A 20299-nucleotide genomic window follows, 5' to 3' on the forward strand; every position below is an offset into this window, starting at 1 on the left:
AACAATAAAACGGCCCCTGATGTGTACAGGAGCCGTTTCCTTCTCGCTACGCTTAATATATTAGCGGGTAATTGCGTAGAGCGTACCGTCTTTCGCCTGAATAAACAGCTTACCGCCGTCCACAACCGGTTCGGTCTGGAAACCAGAGCTGTCCACCTTCTGCTGAGCAGAGAACAGGCCACTGGTGGTATCAATCCAGTGCAGATAGCCTTCGCTATCGCCCACCACCAGGTAGCCGTTAAACAGCACCGGGGTAGTCAGGTTACGGTGCAGCAGATCGCTCTGAGTCCAGAGCGTTACGCCACCGTCAGTGGTCAGAGACAGTACGCGGTCATTCTGATCCACCAGGAAAATACGGTTGCCGTCAACGACGAAGTCGTTAACCGAGCCCAACTCGCGCTTCCACATAATCTGGCCGGAGCGCAGATCCAGCGCCGTCAGGTTACCGTTATAAGCCAGCGCGTAAACCACGCCATTGACGATAACCGGCGTGGTATCCACATCGCCCAGGCGATCGATTTCGGTGGCGCCGGTGGCCTGCGAAATACGCTGCTGCCAGATCATCTGCCCCTGCTCCAGCATCACGGCGCTGACGCGACCGTTATCGCCGCCAACAATGGCCGCGCCATAGGCGGTTGCCGGCGCAGATTCACCGCGCAGCGACAGGGTTGGCATATCCAGGTTCACCGTCCAGCGCGATGCTCCGTCGCTCTCGTTCAGCGCCTGCAGCATGCCGTTGCTGGTATGAACCAGCACCAGCCCGTCGCTGACCACCGGACGGGAGAGCGCCTCTCCGGCGACTTTGCTCTGCCATGCCACGCTACCATCGGCCGCATTCAGGGCATAAACCACCGCTTTTTCGCTGGAAACGTAAATATGAGTACCGGCGATGGTCACACCGCCAGACAGCAGGGCCGAACGGTTACGCGAGAAGAAACCGGTTTTTTCAGACAGGTCGACAGACCACACTTCACGGCCATCATCGGCGTTTACGGCTTTTACGATACCGTGGCGATCCGCGGCATAGACCACGCCGTCCCGGGAAGCCGGATGCAGGTTGGAATAGAAGTCACCGATTCCGTTACCGACGGAAGTGCTCCACGCTTCGCTGGGCGAAAACTGATTGGTCACTTCCGGCAACGGAGACATCTTCACCACATCTTCTTCGCTGCTGAACAGCGAGCAGCCGCTGAGCAGGGTCAAAGACAGCAATCCTGGCACAAGTAAGTTACGCAATTGCATCGGGTCCCTCTTAGCTGGACAAGTTGTTTATTTTCATTTGCATGGTTTCACGCAGCGCCGGAGATGCCTGGCTGGAAACCCCTTTACTCCAGGCTTCGCGAGCCCCCTGCTTATCGCCCTTACTGAGCAGCGCATCACCGCGCAGATCGGCCACAATCGCAGACCAGCCTTCGCCCTTAATGGTATCCAGCGACTTCAGCGCGGCATCCGCCTGCTTCTGTTGGATCTGCACCCGCGCCAGACGCAGGTTAATCAACGCCTGCAGGTTGGAGTCCTTCGTGGCGGAAAGCCCCTGCTGCAGCTGAGCCGCCGCTTTCGGCAGGTCGTTGTCCTGGGCGTATTTCTGCGCCAGGTTCAGGGCCGCCAGCGCCCCATAAGCGTTTTTGTTATCCGTGACGAATTTGCCGGCAGCTTCCAGCGAATCGGGCTTGCCTGCCTGGGCGCCGGAAATAGCGCGCTCATAGGCTTGAGATGCCCCCATGGCCGATTCCGTTTGGTGGCTACTCCAGAAGCGCCAGCCGATCAGGGCGCCAATGCCAATCACCACGCCAACGGCCAACGCTTTGCCATTATTGGCAAAAAAGCGTTTTACCGCGTCGACCTGGTCGTGTTCGTTCTCGTAAATTTCCACGCAGTCCTTACTCCTTCACGCCTTATTGCCGGGGATTAGCCCAGCAACGTCTGCACATGGGCGGCCACGTCGCTCTGCGGTACGGTCTGCTGCTCGCCGGAGCGCAGATCCTTCACCACCACATTGCCATTGGCTACCTCGTCCTCGCCCAGCACCAGCGCTACGCTGGCACCCCACTTGTCGGCGCGGGCGAACTGTTTCTTAAAGTTACCGCCGCCGTAGTTGGTCATCAACCGGCACCCCGGCAGACGGTCGCGCACCTGCTCCGCCAGCAGCATAGCCGGAGCCTGGGTGCCGCTTCCCGAAGAGACCAGATAAATATCGACAACGGAATTCGCTTTAAATTCAGGATTAACCGCCTGAACCAGCAGCACCAGGCGCTCCAGGCCCATGGCAAAGCCGACACCCGGCGCGCTTCGGCCACCCAGTTGCTCTACCAGACCGTCGTAGCGGCCACCGGCGCATACCGTTCCCTGGGAGCCCAGACTGGTGGTCACCCATTCAAAAACGGTGCGGTTGTAGTAGTCAAGCCCGCGCACCAGACGCTGGTTCACGGTGTAGCTGATGCCAGCGGCATCCAGATAAGCGCACAGCCCGGCGAAATGTTCGCGGGACTCGTCATCCAGGTAGTCGCCAAGCTGGGGCGCATCGTCAAGCAATGCCTGAACCTGTGCGTTTTTGGAATCCAACACCCTCAGCGGGTTGGTGTACATCCGACGCTGGCTGTCTTCATCCAGCGTCTCTTTATGCTGCTCCAGGAAGGCGATCAACGCTTCGCGATAGCGGGCCCGCGCTTCGGTAGAACCAATGGAGTTCAGCTCCAGGCTCACGTGCTGTTCAATGCCCAGCTCGCGCCACCAACGGGCGGTCAGCATAATCAGCTCGGCATCGATATCCGGGCCGGCCAGACCAAACACTTCCGCGCCGATCTGGTGGAACTGACGATAGCGCCCTTTCTGGGGACGCTCGTGGCGGAACATCGGCCCGATATACCACAGGCGCTGCTCCTGATTGTACAGCAGACCATGCTCGATGCCGGCGCGAACGCAGCTCGCGGTGCCTTCGGGACGCAGGGTCAGGCTGTCGCCGTTGCGATCCTCAAAGGTATACATCTCTTTTTCAACCACGTCGGTCACTTCACCGATGGCGCGCTTGAATAACGGGGTCTGCTCTACAATCGGTGTACGAATTTCGCTATAGCCGTAGCTGGCGAGCACCTGCTTCAGGATGCCTTCAATACGCTGCCAGAGCGCGGTCTCCTCCGGCAGGTAATCGTTCATGCCGCGGATGGCTTGAATATTCTTTGCCACGTTAGTTCTCTGTTCTCTTATACAAAAAATGAACCCGGTTCCGGCGGCTCCGAAAGTTCGTGAGCGCCTTTGCGGGTTCAATCATACACGGGAAGCGCGCCGCTTCCCAGTTTGCTTTATTTTTCCAGCTGATGAACGTCAATGCGTTTGCTTTCGTCCATCATGGCTGCCCGGGCGCGAATCTTCGCTTCCAGCTGATCGATCATATCGTCGTTGTCCAGACGATCGCTACGCTTACCGTCTTCATAGAAGCCGCTCTTCTTGCTGCCCCCGGTCACGCCAAGGGTGGATACCAGCGCTTCTCCTGGGCCGTTAACCACGCAGCCGATGATCGAAACATCCATCGGGGTGATGATATCTTCCAGCCGCTGCTCCAGGGCATTGACGGTGCCGATCACGTCGAACTCCTGACGCGAGCAGGTCGGACAGGCGATAAAGTTGATCCCGCGAGCGCGGATCCGCAGCGACTTCAGAATATCGAAGCCCACTTTGATCTCTTCCACCGGATCCGCCGCCAGCGAAACGCGCAGCGTATCGCCGATCCCTTCAGCCAGCAGCATTCCCAGGCCGATCGCGGATTTCACCGAACCGCTACGGGCGCCGCCCGCTTCGGTGATCCCCAGGTGCAGAGGCTGATCGATAGCTTTGGCCAGCAGGCGATAAGCTTCTACAGCCAGGAAGACATCGGAAGCCTTCACGCTCACCTTAAACTGATCGAAATTGAGCTTATCCAGATGATCCACATGGCGCATCGCCGATTCCAGCAGCGCCTGCGGAGTCGGTTCGCCATATTTTTCCTGCAGATCTTTTTCCAGCGATCCGGCGTTAACGCCGATGCGGATCGGGATATTTTTATCACGAGCGCAGTCCACTACCTGACGAATACGCTCGTTGTTACCGATATTACCCGGGTTGATACGCAGGCAGTCCACGCCGTATTCCGCTACTTTCAGGGCGATGCGGTAGTCGAAGTGAATGTCGGCCACCAGCGGGATCTGCACCTGCTGTTTGATCTGCTTAAAGGCTTCTGCCGCATCCATGGTCGGCACGGAAACGCGCACGATATCGGCGCCAACGCGCTCCAGCGCCTGGATCTGATTAACCGTCGCCGCCACATCGGTGGTGCGGGTGTTAGTCATGGACTGTACGGCGATGGGGGCGCCATCGCCGATAGGAACATTTCCGACGTAGATGCGCTTCGACTTCCTGCGCCGGATAGGGGATTCGTGGTTCATGCTACTTCTCTGTCATGCAGGCTTCGGAACGGAACGCCGATTATTCGGCGTTCAGTGTGAAACGTGCAACCTGGTTAGTTCTGATAAAGCGGCTCAGATCGACGGGTTTACCCTGATACTGGATCTGAACGGCGGCCGGTGCGCCAATTTTCAGGCGGTACGGCGGCTGGCCCGCCAGATTCAGACTTCCGTCTTTGCGCTGCATCCCGCTGAACAGCTTCTTACCGGTAGCATCCCTGACTTCCAGCCAGCAGTCAGCATTAAAATTCATGACGATCGCATTAGGATCGGCAGGCGGCGGCGTTACGCCCGCAGCATCGGTCGGCAGCTGACCCTGGCCAGCCGTCGTTGCGTTCGGATCCTGCGCGTTGGCAGGCGCCTGCTGCTGGCCCGCTGTCTGCTCTACGTTCGCCTGGCTCGGCGCCACAACGGCGTTATTATCCGCCGGGCTGGCGGGCTGTTGCGTAGCCTGAGGTGCGCTTTCCGGCTGAGTCTGCGGAGCCTGCTGCGCGGTCGCTGCCGGCGTGTTGTTCTGAACGGCGCTGGCGCTATTGTCGGTCGGCGTCGCGCTATCGTTGGCGCTACCGGTATCCAGCGGTACTGACTGGGAACCGTCATCGCTTTGGTTGGTGACGGGCTGATCCGCCATCGAGGTAATCTCTTCCTGCTGCGCTTTGTGATTCTGCCACCACCAGGCGCCGGTAAGGCCGACCACCACAAAAAGCACCAGCCAGGTAAAACTCATTAACCAGCCATCGCGCTTTTTACGGCGTTTGCCCAGCGAAAAGCTCTGCATCGGCTGTACTTTAGAGGTTCTGAGCGGCGCCTGCTTTTCCATCATAGGCAGCAGTTCGTCTTCCGGAATATGCACCAGTCGCGCATAGGAACGGATGTAACCGCGCAGGAAGGTAGAGGCCAGGTCCGAAGGGGATTTATCCTCTTCGATATCGCGAACGGTAGAGACTTTAAGACACAGTCTTTCAGCCACCGTCTGCTGGCTCAGTCCAAGTTGTTCACGGGCGTTACGCAAACGTTCGCCCGTACTTTGTGCTGCATTCTGTTCGTTAGTGGCTTCTGTATTCATTTAGCTACAACTGCTGGTACGGTTCGAATTAAGTAACTGGCGCCGACTGGAATTCCCCGTATTTCATTCAGGGCAACTATTGCGCTCTTCGCGCTAGTCCTGCGCCGCGAAAGATCTCTGCGCAACCGGGCTTCGCCGCCGCGCTATTCCCGTTGTATCGACTCCGCCATCTGCGGAACCGACCGTTTGCGCCAGGTATATTAGCGCCGGGTTTCTTAACCATAGACAGCTTTTTCTCGCCTGTCCGGTCTCAGTACACAAAAGTTGTCCACTTTAACGCGGCTAAACTGTTGTTGTGCCGTTACATACTGCCTTAAAGCGTGAAAAAACGCACCGTAATTATCGCTTCGCGACTCATAATCCTGGATGATATCGCGAAAAGCGGAATTTTCGCCGCCCGGTGCGGGCGGCGAATGCATCAGACGCTTTTAACGTCGATGGCTTCACCCTGCATACGCTTACGCAGAGTACGCTTGGTACGGTCGATAACTTCGCCCGCCAGCTGGCCGCAGGCGGCATCGATATCATCACCGCGGGTCTTACGAACGATGGTGGTGAAACCATAGCCCATCAGCACCTTCGAGAAGCGGTCGATACGGCTGTTAGAGCTGCGACCGTAGGGCGCCCCCGGGAAGGGGTTCCATGGAATCAGGTTAATTTTGCACGGAGTGTCCTTCAGGCATTCCGCCAGCTGATGCGCGTGTTCGGTACCGTCGTTGATATGATCGAGCATGACATACTCGATAGTCACGCGACCCTGATTAGCGTTAGATTTTTCCAGATAACGGCGGACCGAGTCCAGGAAGGTCTCGATATTATATTTTTTGTTGATGGGCATGATCTCGTTGCGGATCTCATCGGTCGGGGCATGCAGCGAAATCGCCAGCGCCACGTCGATCATATCGCCCAGCTTATCCAGCGCCGGTACCACGCCGGAGGTGGAGATGGTCACGCGACGTTTGGAAAGCCCGAAGCCGAAGTCATCCAGCATGATCTCCATAGCCGGTACTACATTGGTCAGATTTAGCAGCGGCTCACCCATCCCCATCATCACCACGTTGGTTATGGGGCGCTGACCGGTCACTTTAGCGGCGCCAATAATTTTCGCCGCGCGCCATACCTGACCAATAATCTCCGATACCCGCAGGTTACGGTTAAAGCCCTGCTGCGCGGTGGAGCAGAATTTGCATTCCAGCGCGCAACCCACCTGAGAAGAGACGCAAAGCGTGGCGCGATCTTCTTCCGGAATATAAACGGTTTCAACTCGCTGACCGCCGACCAGAATCGCCCATTTTATCGTGCCATCCGAAGAGCGTTGCTCTTCAACCACCTCCGGCGCGCGGATTTCCGCTACCGCCTTCAGGCGGCCACGCAGCACCTTGTTGATATCGGTCATCTCATCGAAGTCATCGCTACAGTAGTGGTAGATCCACTTCATGACCTGATCGGCGCGGAACGGTTTTTCGCCCATCTCGACAAAAAACTCACGCATCTGCTGGCGGGTGAGATCCAGCAGGTTAATTTTTTCGTTGTTAGCAGTATCGGCAGCGGATGCAACTGCGGGGGTGACAATTTGCTCTGACATAATTTTTTCCGGCCTCGTTGTTACACGTTATGGCCCCTGGCGGGTTAAAAAAAGAAGCGCCCCGGGAAGCATTCAGCCTCCAGGGGCGCAGCATTGTACAAATTCTGTGGCGCAGATTCCACGGCTGCAAGCAGCTGCCGGGAAATAAAGTGTAAGCGCCGCTTAATAGATTCCCTTAGCGGGTACGGGCGCAGACTTCGCCTTCACCGAAGAAGAAGGCGATCTCGCGGGCCGCAGACTCTACGGAATCAGAACCATGAGTGCCGTTTTCGGTAAAGCTGTCGGCGTAGTCGGCGCGCAGGGTGCCGGCCAGCGCGTCCGCCGGGTTGGTGGCGCCCAGGATTTCACGGTGACGACGCACGGCGCTCTCACCTTCCAGTGCGGTAACCACGATCGGGCCAGAAGTCATGAATTCAACCAGGCCGTCAAAGAACGGCTTACCGTCGTGTTCAGCGTAAAAACCGCGCGCCTGCTCAACGGTCAGATGCAGCATTTTGGTACCCACAATTTTCAGCCCAGCCGTCTCAAAGCGAGCAAAGATGCTGCCAATTACGTTTTTCGCCACCGCGTTGGGCTTGATGATGGAAAACGTACGTTCAATAGCCATGATAACCTCTTATGATGTTGTTCTGTTTTACACCGGGTCCCCCGGTAATGCCTGGCGCAGGATTATAAAGAGCTATCACGGCGTTGCCTACGGGAAAAGGCAACATTTTTTTAAAAAGAAACAATGTTCGGCAACATCCTGGAGCACTAACCCGTTCTCCGTAAAGCTGCGTCTATCTCCTTCTGCCTGCCGCGTCCTGAACGGGTAATGCCTCCCTGAGCGTTACATTCTCCGGTGGCTTCGTTCCAGAACCGCTGGCTGGAAGGTCATAAGAAAACGCCGTAACACTTTATTCAAAACACCACAATTAATTACCAGGATAATCAAAACACCCAGAATAAAACACCAGGTGTTACTGAAAAAACCAATATTATAATCTTATTTTCAACCACGACACCGGGCACCCCCGAAATAACATATCGTGAATGTTCTGGAAATTATTGTATTATGGCAACGCACTCATCCCCTGACAGCATAAAAAACAATGGAAGTTGCCAATGAATCAGATGGTCGCACTCGTTATTATTATTGCAATACTTTATATCGGCGATATCGTCTCTACGCGTTCAAAAGCCTGGATACCGTCGGTATTCGTCTGCGCAGTTCTATTCCTGGTGGGTTACTGGACCTTTTTCCCGGCGGATATCATCAGTCAGGCCGGAATCACACCAGCCATTGCAGTAATGCTAATGTATTTGCTTATTACCAACATGGGAACTTTGCTGTCCCTGCGAGAGTTAGGTAAACAGTGGAAAACGGTGGTGATCGCCCTTGCCGGTATCGCAGGCATCGCTATTGCCGTATTTGCCGTCTGCACAGTGTTATTCGACATGAACACTGCATTGGTGACGATTCCTCCGCTGGTCGGCGGCATCGTTTCTTCGTTAATCATGTCCAAAGGTGCCGCCGAAGCTGGGCTGGTCGATCTGTCTGTCTTCGCTATCTTGATTTACGTCATGCAGGGCTTTGCGGGTTACCCTCTTACCGCGATTATGCTACAGCGAGAAGGCCGTCACGTACTGGAAAAGTATCGTCGCGGTGAATGGAAAGAATACTCACCCCAGACAGAGCCGAATAAGGCACAGACCACAACTGTCGCGGGTGAAGAGGAAATGCCGCGTTTCTTCAACGCCTTTCCGGCCCAGTATAATACCAGCTACTTTAAATTCCTGCGTCTGGCCTTCGTCGGTTTTCTGGCCTGGTGGGTTTCCGATCTCTGCGCCCCGCTGGTGAGCATTAGCCCTTTTGTACTCTGCCTGTTATTCGGCGTCATTTTCACGTCATTCGGTTTTCTTGAGCGCCAAACACTTCAGAAAGCGAATGGCTTTGGCTTCGCCGTTATGGGGTTGATGTTATTTATTTTCGACACGCTAAATAAAGCAACGCCGGAAATGCTGTTACGTTTGCTTTACCCGATGCTGGTGCTGATTACTACTGCGGTAATAGGTATGTTTATTGTTTCATGGCTGGTCGGCAAATTACTTGGCGTTAATATGCCGATGGCCTTCGCCATTTCACTGACAGCTCTGTACGGCTTTCCGGCGGACTATATTATTACCAACGAAGCCATTAACTCCCTGACCCGGGATGCAAAAGAGCGGGAGGTATTAACTCACCATATGCTGGGCCCGATGCTGGTCGGTGGTTTTATTTCCGTCACCATGGTTTCTGTTGTGCTGGCCGGTATTCTGGTTAGCTACATTACCCCGATAACAGGATAAAACGATGAAAGTTTGCGCTTCCCGCATTAGGCGATTTCTTGATGAACTGGCCGAATTTAACGCCACGCCAGGTCAGGGTATCACTCGTATGAGTTACAGTCCGCAGGCCCACGCCGCACGCGCCTGGCTATGCCAGCAGATGGAACAGGCGGGACTTCAGGTTCGCGAAGACGCCATAGGCAACGTTATCGGTACACTGCCTGGTACCCGAGCCGATCTCCCTTCGGTCATGATTGGTTCCCATTTTGACACGGTTCCCCATGGTGGAGCCTTTGACGGTGCGGCCGGTGTGATTATGGCGTTGGAAATCGCCACATTATTTAATGAACAGGGTCTGTCTCCGCATTACCCGCTGGAAGTCGTCGCACTGGTAGAAGAAGAAGGCGCCAGCTTCGAACGTGGCCTGCTGGCATCCTCTGCCATGGCCGGTCATATTTCTTCTCAGATGCTGGAAAGCCTGCATGACAGCACGGGTATCAGCGCAGCCCAACGCATGTCAGAAGCCGGTTATGCCCCCCGGGATGTCTCCAGCGTGGTTCGCACTCCTGAATCACTCAAAGCCTTTATCGAGTTACATATTGAACAGGGACCGGTGCTGGAACAAACCAGCACCGATATCGGTATTGTCGATGTGGTTGTCGGAATGACCCAGCTTAGCGTAACGCTTACCGGCAAGGCAGGCCACGCGGGCACAACCCCGATGGACAGACGCCAGGATGCACTTCTCGCTGCCAGCCATATCATCAGCCAGGTGGGAGATTTCGCCCGCCAGGCCGGGGATGCGACCGTGGCAACCGTCGGTAAGCTTCGGGTCCACCCTAACGGCGCCAACGTTATTCCCCATCAGGTCGTGTTTTCCGTAGATATTCGTTCACGTGATGAGCGGAAACTGCGCCAGGTTATCGACCAGACCCGGGAAGCTATCAACCAACAGGCAAACCAGGGCATCACTGCGGCAGTTGAACAAACGCTGTACATTGCCCCTACCCCCATGGCGTCAGAGATTGTCCACAGTCTGGAGCAACAGTGCGACAGGCTTGGCTATAGCCGCAGAACCATGGTCAGCGGCGCCGGGCACGACGCCATGGTCTTCGCGGGACTGGCACCAACCGGGCTCATCTTTGTCCCCAGCCGTGATGGACTCAGTCACCATCCCGATGAGTGGACGGATGCAGAACAAATAGCCAAAGGCGTAGAAGTTATCTTCCACACGGTTAAAGCAATGACAGAGGCCAAAAACCATGACTAACCCAGCCATTGCGGCATTTATTAAAGCGCACCAGCATCAGATGATAGATTTTCGCCGCGATCTGCACGCCCATCCTGAACTGCCATGGGATGAGATACGCACCACCCAACAGATCGCTAAAGCTCTCGACGAACTCGGCATACCCTACCGACTCACAACACCCACCGGAATTATTGCCGAAATTCAGGGTGGTAAACCCGGGAAAACAGTGGGACTGCGCGCCGATATGGACGCACTGCCGATACTGGAACTTAATGATGACCTGAGCTACAAATCCCATACTCCGGGGAAAATGCACGCCTGTGGTCACGATGCCCATACCGCGATGCTGCTCAGCGCAGCCGCTGCGCTGAATAGCATTCGCAGCCAGCTTCCCGGCAATGTCCGCCTGATTTTCCAGCCCGCGGAAGAAATCGCCGAAGGCGCCAGAGAAATGGTCAATCAGGGAGCCATGGAAGGCGTGGATAATGTCTTTGGCATCCATATCTGGAGCCAGATGCCCTCCGGTAAGGTCTCCTGTAAAGTGGGTTCATCCTTCGCCTCTGCTGACCTGCTTAAGGTTTCGTTTAAAGGACGCGGCGGCCATGGCTCCATGCCGGAAGCCTGCGTCGATGCTGCGGTGGTTGCCTCTTCATTCGTAATGAACCTGCAATCCATCGTTTCCCGCGAAACGGCCGCACAGGATTCCGCCGTCGTAACCATCGGTAAAATGGAAGTCGGTACACGCTTTAATGTCATCGCGGAAAATGCCGTGCTAGATGGCACCGTTCGTTGCTTCACCCTGGAAACCCGCGAACGTCTGAAAACCGCCATCGAACGCTATGCCGAACATACTGCCGCCATCTACGGCGCCAGCGCGCAGGTAGATTACACCTACGGTACGCTGCCTGTGATAAACGAAGAGCGTAGCGCGCTGTTGGCCCAATCGGTGATCTGCGACGCCTTTGGCGATGCGGCGCTCATGACCGAACGTCCCACCACCGGCGGTGAAGATTTCAGTTTCTATATGGAAAAAGCACCGGGTTGTTTCGCGCTGGTCGGCTGCGGCTGTCCGCAAAAAGGCTCTGACTTCGCGCACCATCACGGCTGTTTTAATATCGATGAAGACGCTATGGCTACCGGTGCGGAGCTTTATGCTCAATATGCCTGGCGCTATCTGCATCAGGATTCATTCTGAGCCCCCTTTCACGCTCCCGATTCCGGGAGCGTATTTTCCCGCTAATTCTTGCGCCATCTCGCGCAACGCTGTAAATGCGCTTGTTGAACGGATAAAAAAATTTAACAATTTCAACACGAGTAATGGCGCGAGGACGCAATCATGTGTACGTCTCTTTTCGTTGCAAGCGAATGGCTTGCAGAACATATCAATGACCCAGAAATTCAGATTCTGGATGCCCGCATGGCGCCCCCGGGCCAGGAACACCGGGACGTTCCCGGCGAATACCGCGCGGGCCACCTGCCCGGCGCCCTGTTTTTTGATATCGAAGCCCTGTCCGATCACACCTCTTCCCTGCCGCATATGATGCCGCGCCCGGAAGGCTTCGCCGTCGCCATGCGCGAGCTGGGCGTTCACGACGATCGCCATCTTGTGGTCTATGACGAGGGCGATCTCTTCTCGGCCCCCCGCGCCTGGTGGATGCTGAAAAGTTTCGGCGCCCGTAAGGTGTCGATTCTGGCTGGCGGTCTCGCTGGCTGGCAGGCGGAGCAGCGTCCGTTACAGAGCGGTGCCGTAGCGGCCCCCGAAGAGGGCGAATTCAATGCGGAGTTCGACGCCCACGTCGTTGCCCGGCTGACCGAAGTGTTACTCGCCAGCCACGAAGGGGGGGCTCAGGTGGTGGATGCCCGCCCGGCAGCGCGTTTTAACGGCGAAGTGGATGAGCCCCGACCGGGCCTGAAACGCGGCCATATTCCCGGTTCGTTGAATATGCCCTGGGGGTCTCTTGTCGAGCAGGGAGCGCTGAAAAGCCCCGAAGCGCTGCGCGCGCTGTTTGCACAGCAGGGAATTGATCCGCAACGCCCGGTGATTGCCAGCTGTGGCTCAGGCGTGACCGCAGCCGTGGTGCTACTGGCTCTTACCGAACTGGGTGCTCAGGATCTGCGCCTGTATGACGGCGCCTGGAGCGAATGGGGCAGTCGCGACGATCTGCCGGTAGCCCCCGACGCCTGACGGCAAAACGATCCGGCCTGAATGACCGGGTCGTTTGTTTTACATAATACGGCGGTCCTTAAAATCACGCAGGAAGCTGCCCCAGCGGCGCTCATAGAAAGGCGCTAAATGGGCAATCATAAAGTGGCTGATCCCCCCCTGACCTTCCTGCACCTGGCAGATATCCACCGGCTCGTCTCCCGGTAACGTATCTATCGCCACGCTGCCTGCCGCCTGGATAATCGACTCGAGCTCCCCTTCAGCCTCAATGCCAATCAGCAATACCGGTTCGTCCTGGGCCTGCTCTTTCAGGGAACAGATAAACGCCCGCTTCACCGTCTTCATGGTTTTAAACAGCGTCGCGAGTGAATCGAGCATCTGCTGCGGCGGCTGGGCGATTTCAGAAAGCAGTAGCGCCTCGCCCCCTTCCAGCACCTGCTGTTGGCTGAGCGGATCGCCCTCCTGGCTCAGCAGATGGCGGATCTCCTGAGGGGAAAATTCTTTGCCGGTCTCAAGCCTGGCATTCAGAAACAGCGTCTCGCCGGTGGTCATCTCAAACAGCGTCCGCGCTGGCATCACCACAAAAGGCTGTTCATCCCGGGCCGCCTGTTCAAGAGTCTGTAGCGAGGTAAAAAAGGGGATCACCGATGTGCCGTCGGCTTTCTCCCAGTGGTGGAGGTCAACGGCGGAATCGGCAGAGAAAGCGCCCTCTTCCACCGCAGAACCCGGCACCCAAACGCTGGACTCCAGCAGGGTGCGGAAAAAGGCCGGGCGGTACGCCGGTTCGGTGGCGGCCTGCGCCAGCAGGGTTTCCAGTTGATTATTATTTTCTGACATAGGGTTTTCCGAATGATTTATTTTTCCCCTTACCCTCACCCCATCCCTCTCCCGAAGGGAGAGGGGGCCGGCTGTGGCTCTTTCTCCCTTCTCACCTCTGGAGAGGGGGCAGGTAGTGGCTCTTTATCCCTTCTCACCTCTGGAGAGAGGGGGCAGGTAGTGGCTCTTTATCCCTTCTCACCTCTGGAGAGAGGGAGCCGGTTGTGGCTCTTTATCCCCTCTCCCCTCTGGGGAGAGGGTCAGGGTGAGGGGCAAATCTTTACTCCGCGGTCAACAGATTCGCCAGGGTACGAACGCCAATACCGGTAGCGCCCGCCGCCCACAGATCCACCGCCGATTTACGGTAAGTGGCCGAACAGTCGATATGCAGCCAGCCCTGTTGGTATTCTTCAACAAAGTGCGACAAGAAACCCGCCGCAGTACTGGCGCCCGCCGGGCAGGCAGCGTTGCCGGTGTTGCTCATATCCGCAAAGTTAGATGGCAACTGGCTGCGGTGCATTTCCGCCAGCGGCAGGCGCCAGAACGCTTCGTTTTCGGCCCGGGCGCTTGCCATCAGGCGCTCAACCAGCGCATCGTCAAAGCTCAGCAGCGCGTGATAATCATTGCCGAGCGCGGTCTTGGCAGCGCCGGTCAGGGTGGCGCAGTCAACGATCAGCGCCGGTTTTTCACGACAGGCGTCGATCAGGCCGTCCGCCAGCACCAGGCGCCCTTCGGCATCGGTATTCATCACCTCAACCCGCTTGCCGTTACGGTAGCTGATAATATCGCCAAGCCTCATGGCGTTGCCGCTGATCATATTATCCGCGCAGCACAGAAACAGCTTCACGCGGCGCTTAAGGCCGCGGGTAATCGCAAAAGCCAGCGCGCCGGTCGCCAGCGCGGCACCGCCCATATCGGACTTCATGGAGTCCATAAATGCGCTGGGCTTAATGCTGTAGCCGCCGGAATCAAAGGTAATCCCTTTGCCGACCAGACAGGCGTAGACCGGCGCATTTTCATCACCGGTTGGGTTGTAGTCCAGCGTCAGCAACGCGGACGAACGCTCGGAGCCGCGACCCACGGTATGGATCCCGGTATAGCCCTGCTCACGCAGATCTTCGCCACGAATGATACGGTAGCTAATCTGCTCGCCGCCCACGTCATTCAGCAGGTCGACGGACCGCTGAGTCAACTGAGACGGCCCCAAATCTTCCGCCGGCAGGTTAATGGTGTCGCGTACCCAGTCGATAATTTTCAGGCGACTTTCCAGCTCGCGCTGCGAAGCCTCGTCCAGCTCGGCCCATTCAACCTTACGCTCCCCTTTCGGACCCCGGTAGCCCATCCAGAAGGCCCAGCTTTTCTCCAGGTCCCATCCTTCACCGGCCAGGCGCACCCGCTTAAAGCCCTGTCCGTCAATTTTGCGCGCGGCGCGCTGAATCAGAATCAGATCTTCTTTGCCGTTCAGATGCAGGGTGATGCCGTCATTACCGATGCTGAAGCTGGCTTTTTCGCCCCAGCGCGCGTCGGCCGGTTGTGTGGAAAGGGTAATATTCATCGCTTCACTCATCCTGAACTCCTTCTTTTTTCGTTCTGGATCGAAACGGGCCGCCTTCTGGCAGCCCGTTGTCTTAATCCGCTTCGTCCAGCCAGACCAGCAGTATCGCCTCAAGAATCTTTTCGTTTGAGGCCTTAGGGTCGTCGTCGAACTCTTCCAGTTCACAAATCCACTGATGCAGATCGGTGAAACGCACGGTTTTCGGGTCGATGTCCGGGCGGCTGTCGTACAGCGCCTCGCCAATCTCCCGACTATCGGTCCATTTTAGTCCCATCACTCTATCCCCGTTAGTGCTCGCGGGCATGGTTAATTGTGTAACGCGGAATTTCCACCACCAGATCTTCGCTGGTGACCTTTGCCTGGCAGCCAAGGCGGCTTTCCGGCTCCAGTCCCCATGCTTTATCCAGCATGTCATCTTCTTCTTCGCTACTCTCATCCAGCGAATCAAAGCCTTCGCGTACGATGCAGTGACAGGTGGTGCAGGCGCAGGATTTCTCACAGGCATGCTCAATCTCAATACCGTTGCGCAGCGCGGCATCAAGAATAGTTTCTCCAGCTTCGACTTCCACAACCACGCCATCCGGGCAGAGATCCTGATGGGGCAGAAAAACAATCTTTGGCATATTAAACCTCATCCACAGAGTGGCCTTTGAGCGCTTTACGAATGGAGAGATCCATCCGGCGCGCGGCAAACTCCTGGGTCTGTTTGTCTATCGTTTTAATGGCTTCTTTAATTGCGTCGACATCGTCGCCCGCGGCAACAGTGCGCAAATGGGCCGCGCTCTGTTCAATGGTTCCGCGCTCCTGGTCGCTCAGCAGCTCGCCATCGGCGGCCAGCGCGCTGTGCAGGCTTTCCAGCACCCGTGCGGCTTCCACCTTCTGTTCAGCCAGCATACGGGCCTGAACATCCTCGCCGGCATGAGCCATGGAGTCTTTGATCATATCGGCGATTTCGCTGTCGCTCAGACCATAGGAAGGTTTCACCTGAATTGAGGCTTCCACGCCGGTGGATTTTTCCATCGCGGTGACGCTCAGCAGGCCGTCGGCATCCACCTGGAAAGTGACGCGGATATGGGCGCCGCCTGCCGGCATAGCCGGGATCCCGCGCAGCGAAAAGCGCGCCAGCGAACGGCAGTCCTGCACCAGTTCGCGCTCGCCCTGCAGCACGTGAATCGCCATAGCGGTCTGACCATCCTTAAAGGTGGTGAACTCCTGAGCGCGGGCGACCGGAATGGTGGTGTTACGTGGAATCACTTTCTCCACCAGACCGCCCATGGTTTCCAGCCCCAGCGAGAGCGGAATAACATCAAGCAGCAGCATTTCGCTGTCCGGCTTGTTGCCCACCAGGATATCGGCCTGAATCGCGGCGCCAATAGCGACCACTTTATCCGGGTCGATGGAAGTCAGAGGTTCGCGGCCAAAGAATTCACCCACCCTGTCGCGCACCAGCGGTACCCGGGTAGAGCCACCAACCATCACCACTTCCAGCACTTCCTGCGCGTCAACGCCCGCATCTTTCAGGGCGCGGCGGCAGGAGAGCAGCGTACGCTTAACCAGCGGCGCAATCAGTTCATTAAGCTGTTCACGGGTGACGTTACCGCGCCAGCCTGCGACATCGACTGCCACGCTATCCGCATCGCTCAGGGCGATTTTGGCAGCGGTGGCGGCATCCAGTAACTGACGCTGTAGCGTCGCATCCTGACGGTCGCTAACCCCGGCCTGCTCGCGCAGCCAGTCGGCCAGCAGATTATCGAAGTCATCACCACCCAGCGCGGAGTCGCCGCCGGTCGCCAGCACTTCAAAGACGCCGCGACTCAGGCGCAGCACCGAAATATCGAAGGTGCCGCCCCCCAGGTCGTAGACGGCGATAATCCCCTCTTTGCCGGAATCCAGGCCGTAAGCAATGGCCGCGGCAGTAGGTTCATTCAGCAGGCGCAGAACGTGAAGACCCGCCAGACGGGCAGCGTCTTTGGTGCCCTGACGCTGGGCGTCGTCGAAATAGGCGGGAACGGTAATGACTACGCCGTCCAGCTCCCCCGCCAGCGCTTCACGCGCGCGATCGGCCAGGGCTTTCAGAATATCGGCGGAAACCCGCACCGGATTAACCACACCGGCGGCGGTATCGATCATCGGCAGGCCGTTAACACTGGCATGCAGACGATAAGGAAGATGAGGATAGCGGCTCTGAATATCCGTCAGCGAGCGCCCCATCAGGCGTTTAACGGAACTGATGGTATTAACAGGATCCTGCGCCGCCAGCGCGCGCGCTTCCTGGCCAACGATAAGGCCCTGTTGCTGATAATTCACCACAGAGGGCAGCAGATGGCGCCCATAGCAATCCGCCAGTGTTTCGGTTAGCCCGCTGCGCACCGTGGCCACCAGCGAATTGGTGGTCCCCAGATCGATGCCTGCCGCCAACTTGCGCTGGTGCGGCGCGTTACTCAGGCCGGGCTCACTAATTTGTAATAAGGCCATGTTAAGCTTCCAGAATTAAAAATCGAGCAGCTTCTCTTCGAGTTGTTCTGTTGTGCTCCGCAGTTTATCGAGAAAACGCAGCTTACGCACGGTATCCGCAGCCTGATCCCAGACTTCGCTATCCAGTTCCTGAACCATCTGTTCGCTGCGGGTTTTGATCGTTGCGTTCAGGCGAGCGATAAACGCCTCGAGCCGCGCTTCATCACGGGCCTGTTCGATATCGTCCAGCTCTTCGCGCAGTTCCAGCTGCTCCATCAGAAAGGCGGTGTCGCGCACCGTCTGCTGCTCATTTGCCAGGTCGTAACCGTGCAGCGACAGTATATATTCAGCGCGGGGCAGCGGATGGCGCAGAGTCTGCCAGGCCTGGTTGATGGTGGCTGACTGGGTCACGGCCTGAAGCTGTTCAGCTTCCGGGCGGCTGGCGTAGTTATCCGGGTGGAACTTGCGCTGCAGCTCCTGATAGCGGGCAGCCAGAGTGCGGCTTTCGAGCTCAAAGCGAACCGGCAGCCCAAAGAGGGTGAAGTAATCCATATCCGTTCCGGGTTAGCGAAGTAAAGCACTGCCCCACGCACCGGGAAGGTGGTGGGGCAGTCAGAGAAGAGGCCGAATCAGACGTTGAAGCTTTCGCCGCAACCGCACTCATCCTTCACGTTGGGGTTGGTAAATTTAAAGCCTTCGTTCAGCCCTTCTTTCACGAAGTCGAGCTGCGTGCCGTCCAGAAAACTCAGGCTCTTACCGTCGATCACCACCTTCACGCCCTTGTCTTCAAACACCACGTCATCATCGGCGGGGCTATCGACAAACTCCAGTACATAGGCCATACCGGAACAGCCTGAAGTGCGCACGCCAAGGCGCAGGCCAAACCCTTTGCCGCGATTGGCAAGAAAAGTGTTTACGCGCGCAGCAGCGCTATCGCTAAGGGTAATCGACATATCACAACCTCAAAAAAAATTATTCTGCTTCACGTTTGCTTTTATAGTCCGCGATGGCCGCTTTGATAGCGTCTTCCGCGAGAATCGAGCAGTGAATTTTCACCGGCGGCAGTTCCAGCTCATCCGCAATATCGGTGTTTTTAATCGCCTGCGCTTCGTCCAGGGTTTTCCCTTTGACCCACTCGGTCACCAGAGAGCTGGAAGCGATAGCGGAGCCGCAGCCGTAAGTCTTAAAGCGGGCGTCTTCAATCACGCCTTCACCGTTAACTTTAATCTGCAGTTTCATCACGTCGCCACAGGCCGGCGCGCCGACCATGCCGCTGCCCACGTTCTGGTCGCTGTTGTCGAAGGACCCAACGTTACGCGGGTTCTCGTAGTGATCAATGACTTTTTCGCTGTATGCCATGTTAAATACTCCTTACGTCCGAAATCGATTAATGCGCAGCCCACTCAATGCTGTCCAGATCAACGCCCTGTTTGAACATTTCCCACAGCGGAGAAAGGTCACGCAGACGACCGATGGATTTACGCACCAGCTCGATGGTGTAATCGATCTCTTCTTCAGTCGTGAAACGCCCCAGAGAGAAGCGGATGGAGCTGTGAGCCAGCTCGTCATTCAGCCCAAGCGCGCGTAGCACATAGGAAGGCTCCAGGCTGGCGGACGTACAGGCGGAACCGGAAGAGACGGCCAGATCTTTCAGGGCCATAATCAGCGATTCGCCTTCAACATAGTTGAAGCTGACGTTCAGGATGTTCGGCGCGCCCTGTTCCAGGTCGCCGTTCAGGTAAACTTCTTCAATATCTTTCAGGCCGTCCCACAGGCGAGCACGCAGACCGCGCAGACGGGCCATTTCGGTCTCCATCTCTTCTTTCGCGATGCGGTAGGCTTCACCCATGCCAACGATCTGGTGTACCGGCAGAGTGCCGGAACGCATGCCGCGCTCGTGACCGCCGCCGTGCATCTGCGCTTCGATGCGGATACGCGGCTTACGGCGAACGTACAGACCGCCGATCCCTTTCGGGCCGTAGATTTTATGGCCGGAGAAAGACATCAGATCCACTTTAAGCTGGCTCAGGTCGATAGGCAGTTTACCTACGCTCTGAGTGGCGTCAACGTGAAAGATGATACCGCGGGAACGACACATTTCGCCGATGGTGGCAATGTCCTGCACCACGCCGATTTCGTTGTTCACGTGCATGATGGAAACCAGGATGGTGTCGTCACGCATCGCCGCTTCCAGATCTTTCAGATCGATAATACCGTTGCTTTTCGGGGCAAGGTAAGTGACCTCAAAGCCTTCACGCTCCAGCTGACGGCAGGTGTCCAGCACCGCTTTGTGCTCGGTCTTGCAGGTAATGATGTGCTTGCCTTTTTTCTGATAGAAGTTGGCCGCACCTTTCAGCGCCAGGTTATCAGATTCGGTTGCACCGGAGGTGAAGACGATTTCACGCGGATCGGCGCCAATCAGATCGGCAATCTGATTACGGGCGATATCGACCGCCTCTTCGGCCTGCCAGCCAAAACGGTGGGAGCGGGATGCCGGGTTACCGAAGGTTCCGTCCATCGTTAAGAATTGCATCATTTTTTCTGCGACGCGCGGATCCACCGGCGTGGTCGCAGAATAATCGAGGTAAATCGGTAATTTCATTGCTCTTAAGCTCCGTACATCACTTCAATGCAAAGAATCAGGTCGGGCTGGCGGGGACGTAC

At 56.7% G+C, this 20299-nt stretch carries 20 protein-coding genes; 4 read left to right on the top strand and 16 right to left on the bottom strand.

What is annotated here, in order from left to right:
* Positions 1-60: 60 nt before the first annotated feature.
* From bamB to ndk, 7 genes are all read right to left on the bottom strand, one after another.
* A complete protein-coding gene (gene bamB, locus SCU88_RS18775) occupies positions 61-1242 on the bottom strand; it encodes an outer membrane protein assembly factor BamB (RefSeq protein ID WP_138098889.1) in 1182 nt (393 codons plus the stop codon).
* 10 nt (positions 1243-1252) lie between these two features.
* Complete coding sequence (locus tag SCU88_RS18780) at positions 1253-1873, bottom strand: tetratricopeptide repeat protein (RefSeq protein WP_175342099.1); 621 nt, start codon at positions 1871-1873, stop codon at positions 1253-1255.
* Positions 1874-1908: 35 nt separating this feature from the next.
* Positions 1909-3183, bottom strand: coding sequence for a histidine--tRNA ligase (hisS, locus tag SCU88_RS18785; protein WP_138098891.1), 1275 nt, complete (start codon positions 3181-3183; stop codon positions 1909-1911).
* A gap of 116 nt (positions 3184-3299) precedes the next feature.
* Positions 3300-4418, bottom strand: coding sequence for a flavodoxin-dependent (E)-4-hydroxy-3-methylbut-2-enyl-diphosphate synthase (gene ispG, locus SCU88_RS18790; protein WP_175342098.1), 1119 nt, complete (start codon positions 4416-4418; stop codon positions 3300-3302).
* A 40-nt stretch (positions 4419-4458) separates the two neighbouring features.
* A complete protein-coding gene (rodZ, locus tag SCU88_RS18795; RefSeq protein WP_175342097.1) occupies positions 4459-5502 on the bottom strand; it encodes a cytoskeleton protein RodZ in 1044 nt (347 codons plus the stop codon).
* Positions 5503-5920: 418 nt separating this feature from the next.
* A complete protein-coding gene (locus SCU88_RS18800; RefSeq protein ID WP_138098894.1) occupies positions 5921-7087 on the bottom strand; it encodes a bifunctional tRNA (adenosine(37)-C2)-methyltransferase TrmG/ribosomal RNA large subunit methyltransferase RlmN in 1167 nt (388 codons plus the stop codon).
* Between the two features lie 175 nt (positions 7088-7262).
* Positions 7263-7694, bottom strand: a complete 432-nt coding sequence (ndk, locus tag SCU88_RS18805) for a nucleoside-diphosphate kinase (RefSeq protein WP_138098895.1) — start codon at positions 7692-7694, stop codon at positions 7263-7265.
* A 497-nt stretch (positions 7695-8191) separates the two neighbouring features.
* Here ndk and SCU88_RS18810 point away from each other — a divergent pair, with 497 nt between their 5' ends.
* The 4 genes from SCU88_RS18810 (at position 8192) to sseA (ending at position 12831) form a co-directional block, all read left to right on the top strand.
* Positions 8192-9415: a hypothetical protein gene (locus SCU88_RS18810; protein ID WP_175342096.1), complete on the top strand. Its 1224-nt coding sequence runs from the start codon at positions 8192-8194 to the stop codon at positions 9413-9415.
* 4 nt (positions 9416-9419) lie between these two features.
* Positions 9420-10664 carry an allantoate amidohydrolase gene (locus tag SCU88_RS18815; RefSeq protein ID WP_175342095.1) on the top strand — a complete coding sequence of 415 codons (1245 nt, stop codon included), beginning with the start codon at positions 9420-9422 and terminating at the stop codon, positions 10662-10664.
* Positions 10657-11841 (top strand): amidohydrolase, encoded by a 1185-nt coding sequence (locus SCU88_RS18820; protein WP_175342094.1) that lies wholly within the window; start codon positions 10657-10659, stop codon positions 11839-11841. The genes SCU88_RS18815 and SCU88_RS18820 overlap by 8 nt, the downstream gene beginning before the upstream one ends.
* 141 nt (positions 11842-11982) lie before the next feature.
* Positions 11983-12831, top strand: coding sequence for a 3-mercaptopyruvate sulfurtransferase (sseA, locus tag SCU88_RS18825; RefSeq protein WP_175342093.1), 849 nt, complete (start codon positions 11983-11985; stop codon positions 12829-12831).
* 39 nt (positions 12832-12870) lie between these two features.
* On the opposite strand, the gene sseB is transcribed toward sseA, so the two are convergent.
* From sseB to iscS, 9 genes are all read right to left on the bottom strand, one after another.
* The gene (gene sseB / locus SCU88_RS18830) at positions 12871-13647 is read right to left on the bottom strand and encodes an enhanced serine sensitivity protein SseB (protein ID WP_175342092.1); all 777 of its coding nucleotides are present in this window, start codon (positions 13645-13647) and stop codon (positions 12871-12873) included.
* 259 nt (positions 13648-13906) lie between these two features.
* Positions 13907-15193 carry an aminopeptidase PepB gene (pepB, locus tag SCU88_RS18835; protein ID WP_175342091.1) on the bottom strand — a complete coding sequence of 429 codons (1287 nt, stop codon included), beginning with the start codon at positions 15191-15193 and terminating at the stop codon, positions 13907-13909.
* A 61-nt stretch (positions 15194-15254) separates the two neighbouring features.
* Positions 15255-15455: a Fe-S cluster assembly protein IscX gene (gene iscX, locus SCU88_RS18840; protein WP_175342090.1), complete on the bottom strand. Its 201-nt coding sequence runs from the start codon at positions 15453-15455 to the stop codon at positions 15255-15257.
* Positions 15456-15468: 13 nt separating this feature from the next.
* On the bottom strand, positions 15469-15804 hold the full coding sequence (gene fdx / locus SCU88_RS18845) for an ISC system 2Fe-2S type ferredoxin (RefSeq protein ID WP_138098903.1): 336 nt from the start codon (positions 15802-15804) through the stop codon (positions 15469-15471).
* 1 nt (position 15805) lies between these two features.
* Positions 15806-17656, bottom strand: coding sequence for a Fe-S protein assembly chaperone HscA (gene hscA / locus SCU88_RS18850; RefSeq protein WP_175342089.1), 1851 nt, complete (start codon positions 17654-17656; stop codon positions 15806-15808).
* 15 nt (positions 17657-17671) lie between these two features.
* Positions 17672-18187, bottom strand: a complete 516-nt coding sequence (gene hscB, locus SCU88_RS18855) for a co-chaperone HscB (protein ID WP_138098905.1) — start codon at positions 18185-18187, stop codon at positions 17672-17674.
* A gap of 77 nt (positions 18188-18264) precedes the next feature.
* Positions 18265-18588 carry an iron-sulfur cluster assembly protein IscA gene (iscA, locus tag SCU88_RS18860; protein ID WP_138098906.1) on the bottom strand — a complete coding sequence of 108 codons (324 nt, stop codon included), beginning with the start codon at positions 18586-18588 and terminating at the stop codon, positions 18265-18267.
* A 19-nt stretch (positions 18589-18607) separates the two neighbouring features.
* Positions 18608-18994 carry a Fe-S cluster assembly scaffold IscU gene (gene iscU, locus SCU88_RS18865; protein ID WP_138098907.1) on the bottom strand — a complete coding sequence of 129 codons (387 nt, stop codon included), beginning with the start codon at positions 18992-18994 and terminating at the stop codon, positions 18608-18610.
* A gap of 28 nt (positions 18995-19022) precedes the next feature.
* Positions 19023-20237, bottom strand: a complete 1215-nt coding sequence (gene iscS / locus SCU88_RS18870) for a cysteine desulfurase (RefSeq protein WP_138098908.1) — start codon at positions 20235-20237, stop codon at positions 19023-19025.
* Between the last annotated feature and the right edge of the window lie 62 nt (positions 20238-20299).

The sequence above is a fragment of the Jejuibacter sp. L23 genome, assembly GCF_050815825.1.
GTDB classification, from domain to species: Bacteria; Pseudomonadota; Gammaproteobacteria; order Enterobacterales; family Enterobacteriaceae; genus Jejubacter; species Jejubacter calystegiae.

Bases quoted from the DNA above. Each gene is read 5' to 3' on its own strand.
- bamB (WP_138098889.1), bottom strand. From the start codon at position 1,242: ATGCAATTGCGTAACTTACTTGTGCCAGGATTGCTGTCTTTGACCCTG.
- ispG (WP_175342098.1), bottom strand. From the start codon at position 4,418: ATGAACCACGAATCCCCTATCCGGCGCAGGAAGTCGAAGCGCATCTAC.
- rodZ (WP_175342097.1), bottom strand. From the start codon at position 5,502: ATGAATACAGAAGCCACTAACGAACAGAATGCAGCACAAAGTACGGGC.
- SCU88_RS18800 (WP_138098894.1), bottom strand. From the start codon at position 7,087: ATGTCAGAGCAAATTGTCACCCCCGCAGTTGCATCCGCTGCCGATACT.
- ndk (WP_138098895.1), bottom strand. From the start codon at position 7,694: ATGGCTATTGAACGTACGTTTTCCATCATCAAGCCCAACGCGGTGGCG.
- SCU88_RS18810 (WP_175342096.1), top strand. From the start codon at position 8,192: ATGAATCAGATGGTCGCACTCGTTATTATTATTGCAATACTTTATATC.
- SCU88_RS18815 (WP_175342095.1), top strand. From the start codon at position 9,420: ATGAAAGTTTGCGCTTCCCGCATTAGGCGATTTCTTGATGAACTGGCC.
- SCU88_RS18820 (WP_175342094.1), top strand. From the start codon at position 10,657: ATGACTAACCCAGCCATTGCGGCATTTATTAAAGCGCACCAGCATCAG.
- sseA (WP_175342093.1), top strand. From the start codon at position 11,983: ATGTGTACGTCTCTTTTCGTTGCAAGCGAATGGCTTGCAGAACATATC.
- sseB (WP_175342092.1), bottom strand. From the start codon at position 13,647: ATGTCAGAAAATAATAATCAACTGGAAACCCTGCTGGCGCAGGCCGCC.
- pepB (WP_175342091.1), bottom strand. From the start codon at position 15,193: ATGAGTGAAGCGATGAATATTACCCTTTCCACACAACCGGCCGACGCG.
- iscX (WP_175342090.1), bottom strand. From the start codon at position 15,455: ATGGGACTAAAATGGACCGATAGTCGGGAGATTGGCGAGGCGCTGTAC.
- fdx (WP_138098903.1), bottom strand. From the start codon at position 15,804: ATGCCAAAGATTGTTTTTCTGCCCCATCAGGATCTCTGCCCGGATGGC.
- hscA (WP_175342089.1), bottom strand. From the start codon at position 17,656: ATGGCCTTATTACAAATTAGTGAGCCCGGCCTGAGTAACGCGCCGCAC.
- hscB (WP_138098905.1), bottom strand. From the start codon at position 18,187: ATGGATTACTTCACCCTCTTTGGGCTGCCGGTTCGCTTTGAGCTCGAA.
- iscA (WP_138098906.1), bottom strand. From the start codon at position 18,588: ATGTCGATTACCCTTAGCGATAGCGCTGCTGCGCGCGTAAACACTTTT.
- iscU (WP_138098907.1), bottom strand. From the start codon at position 18,994: ATGGCATACAGCGAAAAAGTCATTGATCACTACGAGAACCCGCGTAAC.
- iscS (WP_138098908.1), bottom strand. From the start codon at position 20,237: ATGAAATTACCGATTTACCTCGATTATTCTGCGACCACGCCGGTGGAT.